Annotated in this window: 13 protein-coding genes; 1 reads left to right on the top strand and 12 read right to left on the bottom strand. The window is 63.1% G+C overall.

The genetic code is table 11. The annotated features are described in order from the left end of the window. Positions 1–94: 94 nt before the first annotated feature. From JFU57_RS04750 to JFU57_RS04760, 3 genes are read right to left on the bottom strand one after another with little or no spacing between them, the layout of a single operon-like run. Complete coding sequence (locus JFU57_RS04750; RefSeq protein WP_201128305.1) at positions 95–820, bottom strand: type 1 glutamine amidotransferase; 726 nt, start codon at positions 818–820, stop codon at positions 95–97. After that, on the bottom strand, positions 820–2,103 hold the full coding sequence (locus JFU57_RS04755; protein ID WP_201128306.1) for an aspartate aminotransferase family protein: 1,284 nt from the start codon (positions 2,101–2,103) through the stop codon (positions 820–822). Before JFU57_RS04755 ends, JFU57_RS04750 begins: the two co-directional genes overlap by 1 nt. After that, on the bottom strand, positions 2,100–2,798 hold the full coding sequence (locus JFU57_RS04760) for an MOSC domain-containing protein (protein ID WP_020295422.1): 699 nt from the start codon (positions 2,796–2,798) through the stop codon (positions 2,100–2,102). The genes JFU57_RS04755 and JFU57_RS04760 overlap by 4 nt, the downstream gene beginning before the upstream one ends. 102 nt (positions 2,799–2,900) lie before the next feature. Here JFU57_RS04760 and JFU57_RS04765 point away from each other — a divergent pair, with 102 nt between their 5' ends. After that, complete coding sequence (locus JFU57_RS04765; protein ID WP_078472836.1) at positions 2,901–3,830, top strand: LysR family transcriptional regulator; 930 nt, start codon at positions 2,901–2,903, stop codon at positions 3,828–3,830. Positions 3,831–4,066: 236 nt separating this feature from the next. Here the strand turns inward: JFU57_RS04765 and JFU57_RS04770 are convergent, their stop codons facing one another. The 9 genes from JFU57_RS04770 to bioF form a co-directional block, all read right to left on the bottom strand. Beyond that, complete coding sequence (locus tag JFU57_RS04770; protein WP_201128307.1) at positions 4,067–5,845, bottom strand: acyl-CoA dehydrogenase C-terminal domain-containing protein; 1,779 nt, start codon at positions 5,843–5,845, stop codon at positions 4,067–4,069. Positions 5,846–6,032: 187 nt separating this feature from the next. Continuing rightward, a complete protein-coding gene (locus tag JFU57_RS04775) occupies positions 6,033–7,829 on the bottom strand; it encodes an acyl-CoA dehydrogenase C-terminal domain-containing protein (RefSeq protein ID WP_201128308.1) in 1,797 nt (598 codons plus the stop codon). A gap of 89 nt (positions 7,830–7,918) precedes the next feature. Next, entirely contained in the window at positions 7,919–9,211 is a 1,293-nt protein-coding gene (locus JFU57_RS04780; RefSeq protein WP_043228644.1) for a GGDEF domain-containing protein, read from the bottom strand. A gap of 220 nt (positions 9,212–9,431) precedes the next feature. Next, entirely contained in the window at positions 9,432–11,237 is a 1,806-nt protein-coding gene (locus JFU57_RS04785; RefSeq protein ID WP_020295417.1) for a phenylacyl-CoA dehydrogenase, read from the bottom strand. Between the two features lie 293 nt (positions 11,238–11,530). Continuing rightward, positions 11,531–11,827 carry a hypothetical protein gene (locus tag JFU57_RS04790; RefSeq protein ID WP_020295416.1) on the bottom strand — a complete coding sequence of 99 codons (297 nt, stop codon included), beginning with the start codon at positions 11,825–11,827 and terminating at the stop codon, positions 11,531–11,533. Between the two features lie 107 nt (positions 11,828–11,934). Further along, complete coding sequence (bioD, locus tag JFU57_RS04795) at positions 11,935–12,615, bottom strand: dethiobiotin synthase (RefSeq protein ID WP_078472831.1); 681 nt, start codon at positions 12,613–12,615, stop codon at positions 11,935–11,937. After that, positions 12,612–13,424, bottom strand: a complete 813-nt coding sequence (gene bioC / locus JFU57_RS04800; RefSeq protein WP_201128309.1) for a malonyl-ACP O-methyltransferase BioC — start codon at positions 13,422–13,424, stop codon at positions 12,612–12,614. Before bioC ends, bioD begins: the two co-directional genes overlap by 4 nt. Continuing rightward, positions 13,417–14,148 carry an alpha/beta fold hydrolase gene (locus JFU57_RS04805; RefSeq protein ID WP_201128310.1) on the bottom strand — a complete coding sequence of 244 codons (732 nt, stop codon included), beginning with the start codon at positions 14,146–14,148 and terminating at the stop codon, positions 13,417–13,419. Before JFU57_RS04805 ends, bioC begins: the two co-directional genes overlap by 8 nt. Beyond that, positions 14,141–15,319 (bottom strand): 8-amino-7-oxononanoate synthase, encoded by a 1,179-nt coding sequence (gene bioF, locus JFU57_RS04810; RefSeq protein ID WP_201128311.1) that lies wholly within the window; start codon positions 15,317–15,319, stop codon positions 14,141–14,143. The genes JFU57_RS04805 and bioF overlap by 8 nt, the downstream gene beginning before the upstream one ends. Positions 15,320–15,403: the final 84 nt, after the last annotated feature.

The following is a 15,403-nucleotide window of genomic DNA, read 5'->3' on the forward strand; positions in this document are numbered from 1 at the left end:
GGGTTTTGCAAAAGCCCGAGACAAAAAAACGCCCCGTGCGAAAAATCGGACACGGGGCGACGCGTTATTACCGCGAGACGGTTCAGGAATTCTGTCAACGCAAGGTCGGGTGCGGCCCTGAGAGGTAGTCCAGCAAACGGAACAGGGTCGGCGCCAAGCCACTGCAATGGGGAATGCCGGCGCGGATCGCCTGGTCATCCTCGACGGTATCCGGCCGAGCCTGGTGCTCGGCATTCAGCCAGGCCTTGGGCCGGGCCTGGAGCAGCGCCTCGATACTGTGCCAATCGCTCTGCATCAGGCACTGCAGGGCAATAGCCCGCTCCTGCCAGATAAACCCCTGGTTGGCGCAGGCCGCCGAGCGATACAGCGGCAACGCGCCCTTGGGCAGCTCGAAGCTCTCACCGTGCCAATGAAAGGCCATCAGCCGTTCCGGCAATGCCAGGCCCAGGGGCGAACCCTGGGCATGGGGGTATTTTTCCACCGGCCACCAGCCGATCTCCCGCGATGCGCTGATGCGCACTTCAGCACCCAGCGCCTGGGCCAGCAGCTGGCCGCCCAGGCCAATCCCTAACACCCGCTTGCCCGCGGACAGCGCCTTTCTGATCAAGCGCTTTTCGGCGCCCAGCCAGGGAATCTGTGGATCATCGTGAACGCTCATCGGCCCGCCCAGGGCGATCAGCAAATCGAAACTGTCGAGCCGCGGGATTCGCGCCTGGGCATAGAGATGGCAGATGTGCACGGCACTGGCACGTTCCAGCAGCCACTGGCTGATACGGCCCGGGCCGGCGGCCGGGGAATGTTGCAGAATGAGTACCCGCATCAGACAGCCACTCCCTTGCGGCACTGCAATTGCGCCGTGCGCACCCGAGAAAACGCACGCGCGAGGCGCAGCAGCATTTCATCGATGTTGGCTTTGCTCACCGTCAGCGCCGGGGTGAAGCGCAGGCAGTCAGGCTGGGGCGCGCTGAGCAGCAAGCCTTCGTGACACGCGGCCTTGACCAGTGCCTGGGCCGAGTCGTCGGACAGGCTCAAGCCCCAGAACAACCCGTGGCCATGCAGCGCGCCCTGGCCGTGACGATGGGCCAGGCGCGCCAGGCCTTCGCGCAGGTATTGACCGGTGTCGCGAACCTGTTCGAGAAAACCGTGCTCCAGCACCGTGTCGAGGACCGCCAGCCCGGCAGCACTCATCAACGCGTTACCGTGATGGGTGCCGTCGAGTTCGCCCACCTCGAAACAGCAGGCCTTGCCACGCGCCAGCAACGCCGCCAACGGCACGCCACCCCCCAAGCCCTTGCCGAGCACAGTGATGTCGGCGCGGACGCCGTAGACCTGCTCCGCCAGCAGGGCTCCGCAACGCCCGATGCCGGTCTGCACTTCATCGAGAATCAGCAGGATGCCCAGCTCGCGACACAGCCGCTCGACGCCCTTGAGGTAATGCTCGGTGGCGGGAATCACCCCGGCCTCGCCCTGAATCGGTTCCAGCATGATCGCCACGGTGTGTGCGTCCACCGCGGCATGCAGCGCCGGCAGATCATTGAACGGCACATGGCTGAAGCCTGGCAGCCGGGGTTCGAAGCGATTGCCCTGGTTCGGGCTGGCCGAGGCCGACATCGCCGCAAACCCGCGACCGTGACAACTGTTGCTGGCGGTGATGATCTGCGCCGCGCCACCCCGATGCAGTTGGCCCCACTTGCGCGCCAGCTTGATCGCCGCCTCGCAGGCCTCGCTGCCACTGCCCAAGAGGTACGCCTGGTCGCTACCGGTGCTCAGGCACAGTCGTTCGGCGAGCTTGAGCATGCTGCGGTTGTAAAACCCCGAGCCGGGGTTGATCAGCGATTGCGCCTGGGCGGCCAGCGCCGTGACCAGGGCCGATGGGCTGTGGCCCAGGCTGTTGGCGGCCGCGCCCTGGGTGAAGTCCAGGTAGGCGCGGTCTTCGTTGTCCCAGAGCCAGGAACCCTGCCCCCGTACAAACACCGGTTGAGGCCGCTGCACGCTGGGCATCAGGCGCTCGCTACTGCGCTCGTCAGCGCTGGCCGCCAGGCAGAAATCATTGGCCAGGTCGTCGAGGCTGGCGGGCTTGCGCCGCAGATTGAACAGATTCATGCACGCAGCCCTTCCAGCGGCAGGCCGAGCAACCGTGAAGACCAGTCTTCGACGCGGCCGGTGCGCATGCGCTTGATTGCGATATCGCGCCAGCGCGAAGCGAGCGCCGGGCAGTCCACCAGTTTTTTCAAGCCGGCATGCTCCAGAGGCTCCTGATAAAAACAACGCAGGGCCCAGGCCACGGTCAGGCCGGGATAGCTGCGCTGGATCAGCTCGAACGGCTGGTCGGCGCTGACGAACCCCGGCTTGAGCACCCGGTAGAACCAGCCGCAGCGACCATTGTCCTGGGCCTGTTGCGGCAGGCTCGGGATGCCCCAGCGGTGGCTCAGGCGATAGCAGGGGGAACGGGGCTGGCTGATCTGCAGCAAGGCGCCGCCCCAGCGAAACATGTCGCCCAGGCACACCTGCTCTTCCGTCAGGCCGTGGGTGGAGAGGTTTTCGCCAAAGGCCGGGGCGCACCAGTCGATCTGTGGATAGCGCTTGCGCCAATAGGCGTAGTGCTCGGCCGGGTAGTGATGCAGGGCACGCTCGGGGCCGGTATGAAAGCGCGGATCACCGTGCTCATCGCTGCCCAGGCCTTGCGGCCACAACCAGAGTCGATTTGCAACCGGGTGTTTATCCGTGTCGCTGATCAAACCCTGGCCGAGGTTTTTTGCCTTGCCTATGTAAACGCCCTCCACATAAACCGTATTCATCGCGCTCTCTGGCCCTGTAAGCCTTGTGAATAGGGGTTAGACTAGGCTTCTTGGCGGCACTCGGCCATTTCGATTTTCCAGCATTTTTGATAAGTAAAACTTATGGATTTCAAGCAACTGCGTTATTTCGTCGCGGTCTATGAAGAAGGCCATGTGGGCCGGGCCGCAGAGCGCCTTTCCATCTCCCAGCCGGCGCTCTCGCAGCAGATCCGGCAGCTGGAACAGAACCTCGATGTCAGCCTGTTCGAGCGCAGCAGCAAGCGCCTGTTGCCGACCCTCGCTGCGCACACGTTGTATAACCATGCCCTGCCGCTGCTCGATGGCATGCAACGGGCACGCGAGGCCCTGGGCAACTTCCGCGGCCAGGCCCTGCGGACCCTGGCCATCGGCGTGTTGCAGACCGTGCACACCAGCCTGGTGCCGCAAATGCTTGAGCGGGTGCGCAAGGCACAGCCCCATCTGGTGGTGCAGATCTATGAATTGACCGGCCTGGAAATCGAACGCCGGCTGCTCAATGGTGCGCTGGACATCGGCATCAGCTACCTGCCGCCGCGCCAGGCCGGATTGCACGGCGTGTCACTGTACGAAGATGAGCTGACCCTGGTCATCCCCGCCGACCACCCGCTGCGCGAATTCAAGAAAGTGTCCATCAGCCAGGCGGCCGAGTTGCCGATGCTGTTGCTCGGCGAGGAATTTCAGGTGCGGCAGATCTGGCAGGCGCAACTGGCCAGCCTCGGGCGCCGCCCGCAAGTGCAGGCCGAGTTGAACAATATGGCGGGGATTCTCGATAGCCTGCCCCATACCCGCCTGGCGACGGTGTTGCCGGGGCGCTCACGCCAGGAACATGGCAATAAGGATTTGCTCTGGAAACCGCTGAGTGAACCCAGGGTGCCGTTGAAAGTGGGGCTGGTCTGTCGCGACGTGCAGCGTCAGCAAGGCACATTGGAGCTGCTGCGCAGCCTGCTGGAAGACGTGATGAATGGCCCGCAAGGACGATTGCCCGGGACCGCCCCCCTGGATGGGCTGGGCTGAAGAGCCCGGAACAAAAACCCGGGCAAAAGAAAACCCCGCCGAAGCGGGGTTTTGCAGACTGTTTCCCTGACATCCTTTTCACTCCGCCATCCTGGCAGAATCCTACGTGTCCATGTTTTGCTTTTGCGCTTCCTGCGCGACGTCCATGTGAAGTAGATTAGCTCTGGATCCAATCTGTCGGTAGACGTAATCAGCAGCACGCAATGTAAGAGAATGCTTACATTGCGTGCTCAGCCTCAGAACTGCGCAGCGTCCAGCAGGAACAGCGATTCACTGCCCGCTTTGACCGACGCGCTCAACGAGTGAATCCGCGGCAACAGGCGAGCGAAGTAGAAGCGCGCGGTGCCCAGTTTGCTGGCGTAGAAGTCTTCCTGCCCTTCCTTGCCCAGTGCGGCCTTGGCCATCAACGCCCACATGTAGGCATAAGCTGTGTAACCAAACGCTTGCAAATACTCGACCGAGGCCGCGCCGATTTCGTTGGGGTTGCTCTTCGCCCGATCCAGCAGCCAGGCCGTCAGGTCGTCGAGCACAGCCACGGCGTCATTCAATGGCTTAGTGAATTCCCCCAGGTCGCTGCTGGCGGTCGCAGTGAAATGGCGGATCTCGTCGGCAAACAACTGATAGAACGCACCGCCGTTGCCGACAATCTTGCGCCCTACCAAGTCCAGCGCCTGAATGCCGTTGGTGCCTTCGTAAATCTGGGTGATGCGCACATCACGCACCAGCTGCTCCTGGCCCCACTCGCGAATGTAGCCGTGACCACCGAAAATCTGCTGCCCGTGCACCGTGGTTTCCAAGCCCAGATCGGTCAGAAACGCCTTGGCCACCGGGGTCAGCAAGGCCACCAGGTCTTCGGCGCGTTTGCGCGTGGCGGGTTCCTCGCTGAACTTGGCGGTGTCGAGTTGCATCGCCACATAGGTCGAGAACGCCCGGCCGCCTTCGTTCGAGGCTTTCATGGTCAACAGCATGCGGCGCACGTCCGGGTGGACGATGATCGGGTCGGCCACTTTGTCCTTGGCTTGCGGGCCGGTTGGCGAGCGGCTTTGCAGGCGATCGCGGGCGTACTCGACGGCGTTCTGGTAGGAGCGCTCACCCGAGGCCAGACCCTGGATACCAACCCCCAGGCGCTCGTAGTTCATCATGGTGAACATCGCCGCCAGGCCTTTGTTCGGCTCGCCCACGATGTAGCCGACCGCCTCGTCGAAGTTCATCACGCAGGTGGCCGAGGCCTGGATGCCCATCTTGTGTTCGATAGAACCGCAAGTCACCGGGTTGCGCGCACCCAGGCTGCCGTCGGCATTGACCATGAACTTGGGCACCAGGAACAACGAGATCCCCTTGGGCCCGGCCGGTGCGTCCGGCAGCTTGGCCAGCACCAGGTGGATGATGTTTTCGGTCAGGTCGTGCTCACCGCCGGTGATAAAGATCTTGGTCCCGCTGACCCTGTAGGAACCGTCCGCCTGAGGCTCAGCCTTGGTGCGGATAATGCCCAGGTCGGTGCCGGCATGGGGTTCGGTCAGGCACATGGACCCGGCCCAGACTCCGGCGTACATGTTTGGCAGGTAGGTCTCTTTCAGTTCTTCGCTGGCGTGGGCGTTGATCGACAGGCAAGCCCCGGCGGTCAGCATCGGGTACAGGCCAAACGACAGGCTGGCGGAGTTGACCATTTCCTCGACCTGGGCCGACACCGCCTTGGGCATGCCCATGCCGCCATAGGCCGGGTCGCCGCCGACGCCAACCCAGCCGCCCTCGGCATAGGTCTGGTAGGCCTGGGTGAACCCCTGGGGCGTGGTCACCGCGCCATTGCTCCAGTGGCAACCTTCTTCGTCAGCGCTGCGGCTCAGCGGGGCGATGCTCTTGCCAGTGACTTTGCCGGCTTCCTCAAGAATGGCCTCGACGGTTTGCGCATCGACCGTTTCGGCCAGCGCAGGCAGCTCGGCCCAGAGTTTGGCGACCTCGAAAACTTCATTGAGGACGAAGCGCATATCGCGCAGGGGCGCTTTGTAGTCAGCCATGGCAAACCTCGCAAGATCTAAACAAGAGGGCCGAAACAGGCCCCAATAACGAAAACCGAAGTGTAACCTAACAACTTTTGTGACACATAGGGTCAACTAGTGACCTTTTTGTTAATTTTAGTCACGCAGGATTCCAGACATGATAAAGCCCGCACCAGGCGGGCTTTCAACGGCTTGATCGAACAGGTTAAAGCGCGAACAACTCCGCTGGCAGCTGCATCAGGCAGTCGCTGCCGGCTTCCACCGCCGCCCGATGAGTTGCAGTACGCGGCAGCAGACGCTTGAAGTAAAACTCACAGGTCGCGAGCTTGGCCGTGCAGTAATCCCGGTCACCCTCGTCGGCATCGAGCTGCGCCTGAGCCACCAGTGTCATGCGCAACCAGAGGTAGCCGAGAATGATATAGCCGCTGTACATCAGGTAATCCAGGGCAGCGGCCCCCACTTCATCGGGATTCTTCAGCGCCGCCATGCCGACCTGGGTGGTCAGTGTGCCCCACTCCTGATTCAGGCCATTGAGCTGGGCGACATAGGCCTTGAGCTGCGGGTGCTCACCCTGGGCCTGGCAGAACTTGTGGACGATCCGGGTGAACCCCTGCAGCAGCTTGCCCTGGCTGCCAAGGACCTTGCGCCCCAGCAGGTCCAGGGCCTGGATGCCGTTGGTGCCTTCATAAATAGGGGCGATGCGGCAATCGCGCACCAGTTGCTCCATGCCCCATTCGCGGATAAACCCGTGGCCGCCAAACACCTGCATGCCGTGGTTGGTCACTTCCAGCCCGGTCTCGGTCATGAACGCCTTGCAGATCGGGGTGAGGAAGGCCAGCAGGTTTTCGGCATCCTGGCGCTGCTCCGGGTCCGCGCCGAGGTGGGCCACGTCCAGCAATTGCGCGGTGAAATAGGTCAGCGCCCGGTTGCCTTCGTTGAAGGCCTTCATGGTCAGCAACATGCGCCGCACGTCCGGGTGGACGATGATCGGGTCCGCCGCCTTGTCCGGGGCCTTGGGCCCGGTCAGCGAGCGCATCTGCAGGCGGTCGTTGGCGTACTTGATCGCGCCCTGGAAGCTCGCCTCGCCCAGACACAAGCCCTGCATCCCGGTGCCCAGGCGCGCATGGTTCATCATGGTGAACATGCAGTTCAGGCCCTTGTTGGCCTCGCCGATCAGATAACCCCTGGCCCCATCGAAGTTGAGCACACAGGTGGCCGATGCCTTGATGCCCATCTTGTGCTCGATGGAGCCACAGCTGACCCCATTGCGCTCGCCCGCCTCGCCTTGGGCGTCAGGCACGAACTTGGGCACGATGAACAGCGAAATGCCCTTGGTCCCCGCCGGCGCATCCGGCAGCTTGGCGAGCACCAGGTGGATGATGTTGTCACTCAGGTCATGTTCGCCGGCGGAGATGAAAATCTTGCTCCCGGAGACCGCATAGCTGCCATCGGCCTGAGGCACGGCGCGGGTCTTGATGATGCCCAGGTCGGTGCCGCAATGGGCTTCGGTCAGGCACATGGTGCCGGTCCACTGGCCGCTGGTGAGTTTGCTCAGGTAGGTGGCTTTCTGCTCGCTGGAGCCGTGGGCGTGGATCGCCGACATCGCACCGTGGGTCAGCCCCGGGTACATGCCCCAGGACGTATTGCTGGAACCGACCATCTCGCTGATGACCAGCCCCAGGGACTGCGGCAAGCCCTGGCCGCCGTAAGTCGGGTCCGCCGCCAGGCCGTGCCAGCCGCCTTCGACGTACTGCGCGAAGGCCTGCTTGAAGCCCTTGGGGGTGGTGACCACGCCATTTTCGAAGTGACAGCCTTCCTCGTCCCCGGAGCGGTTCAGCGGCGCGAGTACGTTCTCGCAGAACCTTGCCCCCTCTTCGAGGATCGCGTCGACCATGTCCGGGCTGGCGTCGGTCGCACCCAGGGCCGCGTAGTTGGCGTGGAAGTCGAACACATGGTCGATCAGAAAGCGCATGTCGCGCAGCGGGGCTTTGTACTCAGGCATGGTCGTGTCTCCGGCAGCAGATAGCCCACGCTACTGCTGCCCACCAGGCCTGCCAATCACAGTCCAGACGCTGAATGCGCCATCATCACTCAACCCGCAGCGCTGTCCATGCGCACCGCGCCACGGCGGTTCTGGCCGAAGGCGATAACGCAGTTACGACCGGCGCCCTTGGCGTTGTACAGGGCCTGGTCGGCGGACTTGAGCACCTCTTCCGGGGAGCGATGCTCCACCAGGCGTTCGGCCACACCAATGCTGACCGTCACCGACACACTGGAGGCTCCGGCGCCCGCTCGGCGCTGGCGGCCTTGGTGATCGTCCTGGGGCCGGCTGTCCTGGTTGCGCAACTGGATGTTGTAGCTGGCAATCGACTCACGGATCACCTCCAGGTGCGGCATGCATTCTTCCAGGGTCTTGCCGGCGAACACCAGGGCGAACTCCTCGCCGCCATAGCGGTAGGCGCGCCCGCCGCCACTGATTTTCGACAGCTTGCTGGCCACCAGGCGCAGCACCTGGTCGCCGACATCGTGGCCGTGGGTGTCGTTGAATTTCTTGAAGTGGTCGACGTCACTCATCGCCAGCACATAGTTGCGACCCAGACGCTGCATGCGCTCGTTCAAGGCACGGCGCCCCGGCAGGCCAGTCAGCTCATCGCGGAACGCCATCTGGTACGCCTCATGGGCCACCGCGGCGGCGATCATCAACATCACCTGGCTGCACATGATGTTCAGGGTGAACGGCAGGATGAAAGTCTTGGGCAGCATCCAGAACAGCCCGAGCAAGCCCACCAGTTGCGCCGCGTGCAGGGGCCGTGGATTGCGCCAGTACTGCACCGCCAGCAACAGGAACGCTGCCAGGAACACGGGGTAGGACAGCTGGATCAGGCTCATCCAGGCGCCATGCAGCGCCGGCCAGCGGATTTCCGCCAGCCAGTTCAACAGCGCCTGTGGGTAACTTTGCTCAAAGCCCAGGGCCACGCTGCCAAACGCCAGCAGCACGGCAAACCGCGCCACCATGTCCTGGAACAGGTGGGTACGTTCCTGCCAGGCGGCAAACAGCCCGAACAGCAGCGGCAGCAACAGACACACCAAGTGAAAGACCACCGCCGCGTCCTCACGGACCTTGCCGTTGTCGCGGTAGTAATCGGTCTGGGTATCGAGCAGAAAGTAGGCGATGTACACCGTGACCATCAGGAACAGCTCGCGCTGGCGCCGATAGACCGCGCAATAGGCGCCGCCGAGCAGCAGCACCAAGGTCGGCAGGACGTTGAACAGCGAGGTGAAGAAGACGTTGAGATCCTTGACGTAGGCAGCCGCGAGCCCCGCAAGCAACAGCAGCAAAGACGGTAAAAAGTGACTGAAACGTACAGCAGAAGAACGCGGCAAGGGTAAAGCTCCGACGCGGCTAATCAGTAGATGGCATTGTGCCTGCATTGCATGCAGTTAAGCACAATCAATGTGACAGACATCACATTGCCATCTCTTTAACGGCAGGCAAGACATTCTTCTTAGCGTTTTAGTCAGGAATTTTATTGGCAGATCGCCAGGCATAAAAAAGCCGCTTTCCCCGAAGGAAAAGCGGCCTTTGCATCGACGCCGGTAAGGCTTAGTAGCCCAGGCCGAAGTCTTCTTCTTTCATGTCCATCAGGTTGTTGGCGCCCGATAGCATGGTGGCCACGTGAGTGCGAGTACGCGGCAGGATGCGCTGGAAGTAGAAGCGCGCAGTCTGCAGCTTGGCGGTGTAGAACGCCTCTTCGCTGGTGCCGGCAGCCAGTTTCTCGGCAGCCAGGCGCGCCATGTCGGCCCAGAAGTAAGCCAGGCAGGCGTAACCGGAGTACATCAGGTAGTCCACCGAGGCGGCGCCCACTTCTTCACGGTCTTTCATCGCTGCCATACCGACCTTCATGGTCAGCTCGCCCCACTCTTTGTTCAGCGCAGCCAATGGTGCGACGAACTCTTTGACAGCCTCGTTGCCTTCGTTGGTCTGGCAGAACTTGTGGACGATCTTGGTGAAGCCCTTCAGCGCTTCGCCTTGAGTCATCAGCACTTTACGGCCCAGCAGGTCGAGGGCCTGGATGCCGGTGGTGCCTTCGTACAGCATGGAAATGCGGCTGTCGCGAACGTTCTGCTCCATGCCCCACTCGGCGATGAAGCCGTGACCACCATAGATCTGTACGCCGTGGTTGGCGGACTCGAAGCCGACTTCAGTCATGAAGGCTTTGGCGATGGGCGTCATGAACGCCAGCAGCGCGTCGGCTTTCTTCTTCTCTTCTTCGTCCACACCGTATTTGACGATATCGACCTGTTTGGCGGTGAAGTAGACCATCGCCCGGTTGCCTTCGGCGAACGCCTTCATGGTCAACAGCATACGGCGTACGTCAGGGTGCACGATGATCGGGTCGGCAGCCTTGTCCGGCGCTTTCGGGCCCGTCAGGGAGCGCATTTGCAGGCGATCGCGAGCGTATTTCAGGCCGCCCTGGAAACCGATCTCGGCATGGGCCAAGCCTTGCAGGGCGGTGCCCAGGCGCGCGGTGTTCATAAAGGTGAACATGCAGTTCAGGCCTTTGTTCGCCGGGCCGATCAGGAAACCGGTGGCCGCGTCGAAGTTCATCACGCAGGTGGCGTTACCGTGGATGCCCATCTTGTGTTCCAGGGAACCACAGCTCACGGCGTTGCGCGCACCAATCGAACCGTCGGCGTTCGGCAGGAACTTGGGAACGATAAACAGCGAGATGCCTTTGGTGCCCGCAGGGGCATCCGGCAGGCGGGCCAGGACGATATGGACGATGTTGTCGGCCATGTCGTGTTCACCGGCCGAGATGAAAATCTTGGTGCCGGAGACTTTGTAGGAACCGTCGGCCTGAGGTTCGGCCTTGGTGCGCAGCATGCCCAGGTCGGTGCCGCAGTGCGGTTCGGTCAGGCACATGGTGCCGGTCCATTCGCCGGAGACCAGCTTGGTCAGGTAAGCGTCTTGCTGCTCGGGCGTACCGTGCTCGGAGATGGTGTTCATCGCACCATGGGACAGGCCTGGGTACATGCCCCACGACCAGTTGGACTCGCCAACCATTTCACTCACGGCCAGACCCAGGGACTCCGGCAGGCCTTGGCCACCGTGCTCTACGTCATGCGCCAGACTTGGCCAGCCGCCTTCGACAAATTGTTTGTAGGCTTCTTTGAAGCCAGTCGGGGTTTTAACGCCGGACTCGCTCCAGGTGCAGCCTTCGATGTCACCCACGCGGTTCAGCGGAGCCAGCACCTGCTCACAAAACTTGGCGCCTTCTTCGAGAATGGCGTCAACCATGTCCGGAGTTGCGTCTGCGCACGCCGGAAGGCTCTGATAGTGCGCTTCGTAGCCGAGCAGTTCGTCACGAACGAAGCGAATATCACGCAAGGGGGCCTTGTAGTCAGGCATAGCGATAAACCTCTGCTGATGTAACCGGGAATGAACAACCGCGTGGATTTATTATGGCGGTCAAACAGTTGTTTGAAACATACGTTTACGCCTAATTCTTGTCAAGCACCGCGCAACCGCCATTCGTCATCACGCCGCTGAACGCCGCGCAGGCAAAGGCCCGCGGCGAATGCCACGAAAAATGTCAGGCCACGAATGAAGTAGCGACGCTGGCAGGCAGCGCTTGAAAGACAGGAAGGGAGAAGCGGCGCGGTCTGGCCCGCCCCTTCTGAAGGAGCAGGCCGGCGCGGGGATCAGGCGTAGGTATCGATCAACGTACCGAGCATTTCATCGCTGGCCTTGGCGATTTTCACACCCAGTTCGGCCTGGACCTTGCCCATGGACATCTCGACCATGCTCGATTCCAGATCCGACTGCTGGCTGCGGTCCACTGAACGCAAGCGATCGACCTGGACGTCGGAAGACTGGCTGGTGACGGAGCGCTCGATGGTGGTATTGGCGATCTGGCTGGCGGCCTGATCGACACGGTTCTGCCCGGTCTGAATGCTGCTCAGACCCGCGTAGAAAGCGGTATTCCCTGAAATTTCCATGGGAGGACTCGACCTGATTAAGGATGAACGACGCTCATTGAAGCAGACCCGTCAAAAAAACACCCGTCAAAAACACTAATGGCAATCTGCCCTGTCATAGGCAAAATCTAGTCCAGCAAGTCCAGTTGCAAGTGTTCGGCCACCGCCTGGGCGCTGAGAGGCTTGAGCTTGGGCACTCGACCCAGGCACGGGGCCGGCAGGCGTTCAGCCAGGGTGGCGAGGTTTTCCTCCAGGCGGGAGGTCTTGGGATCGATGATATTGGCCACCCAGCCGGCCAGCTGCAGCCCGTCCCGGGCGATGGCTTCGGCGGTCAGCAGCGCATGACTGATGCAACCCAGCCGCACCCCCACCACCAGGATCACCGGCAGGTCCAGGGCCATGGCCAGGTCCGACAGATTGTCCTGGTCAGCCAGGGGCACACGCCAGCCGCCCGCGCCTTCGATCAGGGTGAAATCGGCGCCCCGGGCCAGGATCTGGCGCATGGGCAGCAGCAACGATTGCACCGTCAAGGCCACCCCCGCCTCGCGCGCCGCCAGATGGGGGGCGATGGCCGGTTCGAACGCCACCGGGTTGACCTCGGCATAGTCCAGGGCCAGGGAGCACTCCGCCATCAGCGCCAGGGCGTCCGAATTGCGCAGGCCCTTGGCCGTCACTTCACAGCCGGACGCCACCGGCTTGCCGGCCGCCGTACTCAACCCCGCCAGACGCGCCGCATGCAGCAGCCCGGCGGCGATGGTGGTCTTGCCGACATCGGTATCGGTTCCGGTGATGAAATAGGCAGGGCTCATTGCGGCTTCTCCAACACGGCGTACACCGCCTGATAGGTCGCGGGCAGACCCTGAGGCTGGCGAAAGCCCTCATAAGCGTCGATCAGGCCCATGATCCGGGCGCGTCCGGTCAAGCCGCCGGGGCGTCCGGGGTTCAGATTATGCGCGCCCAGGGCTTTCAACTCATGGGTCAGGCTGCGCACATCCGGATAATGCAGCACATGGGGCCGGGATTGCAGGCTCAAAATCCGCAGGCCACTGGCCGCGCACAGCTGTTGATAAGTGCCGAGCTCGCGGAACCGATTGACGTGCACCATGCCATCGACCTGCCGCCAGCTGTCACGCAGCTCCTGCAAGGTCCCGACACACAGACTGGCAAACGCCAGCACACCACCGGGGCGCAGTACCCGGTGCGCCTCTCGCAGTACCGAGGCGAAATCCGCACACCACTGCACCGCCAGGCTGGAGAACAGCAGATCGCAGCTGTCTGAACGCAACGGCAGGCGTTCGGCATCCCCGGCAATAAAATACTGCGCGCCGCCCAGGGGCCGTGCGTGATCGAGCATGCCTTCGGCGATATCCAGCGCCAGCCCCTGGGCCCCAGGGAAACGCTCGGCCAGGGCGCGGGTGAAATACCCGGTACCGCAGCCTATATCCAGCCAGCGGGCGAACGACCGCTCGGGCGGCAGGCGCCGCAGCAGCTCATGGCCCACCGCCCGCTGCAGATCGGCGACGCTGTCGTAACTGGCTGCGGCACGGGAAAAGGACGCCGCGACCTGGCGCTTGTCCGGCAAGCCGCCGAGTAATGGGGGAAGGGACAAATCAGTCATCACCGGACTCATGCAAAAAGGCCTGGATCGCCCCCGCCACACCGTGGGGGTCTTCCAGAAGAAACGCGTGGCTGGCCTGTTCAATCAGGCCAATTTCGACATCGGGCAATAACGCCAGCAACTCGCTCGCAGCTTCTGCCGGCACCAGCGCGTCAAGCCCGGCAAACAGATGCAACTGCGGGCCACGAAACGCCTGTAACGAGTCCCGTGTATCCAGCTGCGCCAGCAACTCCAGCCCGGCCACCAACACCGCTGGCGGGGTATTCGGCGCGCCCCCCAGCAGCAGGCGTGACAGGCCGCGCGGGTCCTCGGCGCCCTGGGCACAGAGCAGGCCGAAACGCTTGAGGGTCAGGCGCGAGTCGGCGTTGCAGCCGGCCAGAAAGGCGTCGAAGGTTTCCCCGGCCATGGCGCTCGTCCACTCGCCATGGGCCACAAAGCTCGGGTTGCTGGCCAAGGTCAGCAAGCCGCAACAGCGATCGCCACGGCGCGCCGCCAGCTCACTGGCCAGCATCCCGCCCAGCGACCAGCCGCCGAGCCAGGCGTTGTCCGGCAAATCCGCGTCGAGTTCATCGAGCCAGTCCCCCAGGTCGCTGGACTCCAGCTCCGGCAAAGGCTCGATCTCGACCTTCAGGTGCTGGTCCAGGCCCTGCAACGCCGCCGCCAGCGGCTCCAGCGGGGAAATGCCCAGGCCCCAACCCGGCAGCAGAATCAGTCGATCACGCATGGCTTGGCTCCGGTCCCAGTTCGCTAAAACAATCCGCCAGTGCGTTTAACAATAGCTGGACCTGGGCTTCGCTGTGGGCTGCGGACAAGGTCACACGCAAGCGCGCACTGCCCGCAGGCACGGTTGGCGGGCGGATGGCCGTGACCATCAGGCCGCGTTCGCGGAGCATCTGCGACAAGCGAATGGCCCGCCCGCTGTCGCCAATCATGATCGGCTGGATCGGGGTAAAACTGTCCATCAACGCCAGGCCGATCTGCTCGGCGCCACGGCGGAACTGGCGGATCAGGCCATTGAGGTGCTCGCGCCGCCAATGCTCGCTGCGCAGCAGTTCCAGGCTTTTCAAGGTCGCGCAGGCCAGCGCCGGGGGTTGGCTGGTGGTGTAGATGTAGGGCCGGGCAAACTGGATCAGGCTTTCGATCAACTCTTCGCTGCCGGCGACAAAGGCCCCGGCCGTACCGAACGCCTTGCCCAGGGTGCCGACCAGCACCGGCACGTCGTCCTGGCTCAGGCCGAAGTGCTCGACAATCCCGCCGCCATTGGCCCCCAGCGGGCCGAAACCATGGGCGTCATCGACCATCAGCCAGGCGCCCTTGGCCCGGGTTTCACGGGCCAGGGCCGGCAGGTCGGCCAGGTCGCCGTCCATGCTGAACACGCCGTCGGTGACCACCAGGGTATTGCCGGTGGCTTTTTCCAGGCGTTTGGCCAGGCTGACCGCATCGTTGTGCAGATACCGATTGAAACGCGCCCCGGACAACAGGCCGGCATCCAGCAGGGACGCGTGGTTGAGACGGTCTTCCAGCACCGTGTCGCCCTGCCCCACCAGGGCCGTGACCGCCCCCAGGTTGGCCATGTAGCCGGTGGTGAACAACAGCGCTCGCGGGCGTCCGGTCAGGTCGGCCAGGGCTTCTTCCAGTGCGTGGTGCGGGCCGCTGTGGCCGATCACCAGGTGCGAGGCGCCACCGCCCACGCCCCAACGTAAAGCGCCGGCGCGCCAGGCTTCGATGACTTGCGGGTGGTTGGCCAGGCCCAGGTAGTCGTTGTTGCAGAACGCCAGCAACGGCTGGCCATCGACCACCACTTCAGGCCCCTGGGGGCTTTCCAGCAGGGGGCGTTGGCGATAGAGGTTTTCGGCACGGCGGGCAGCGAGGCGCGCGGCGAGATCAAAAGACATGCAGGCCTCGGTGATCAAAAGATGATCTGTAGCCGCGGCCCCAGGCTGCGACAGGCGCGCAAGACCTCGACGGATCCAAGGTCC

This window comes from Pseudomonas sp. TH07 (genome assembly GCF_016651285.1).
Taxonomy (GTDB): domain Bacteria; phylum Pseudomonadota; class Gammaproteobacteria; order Pseudomonadales; family Pseudomonadaceae; genus Aquipseudomonas.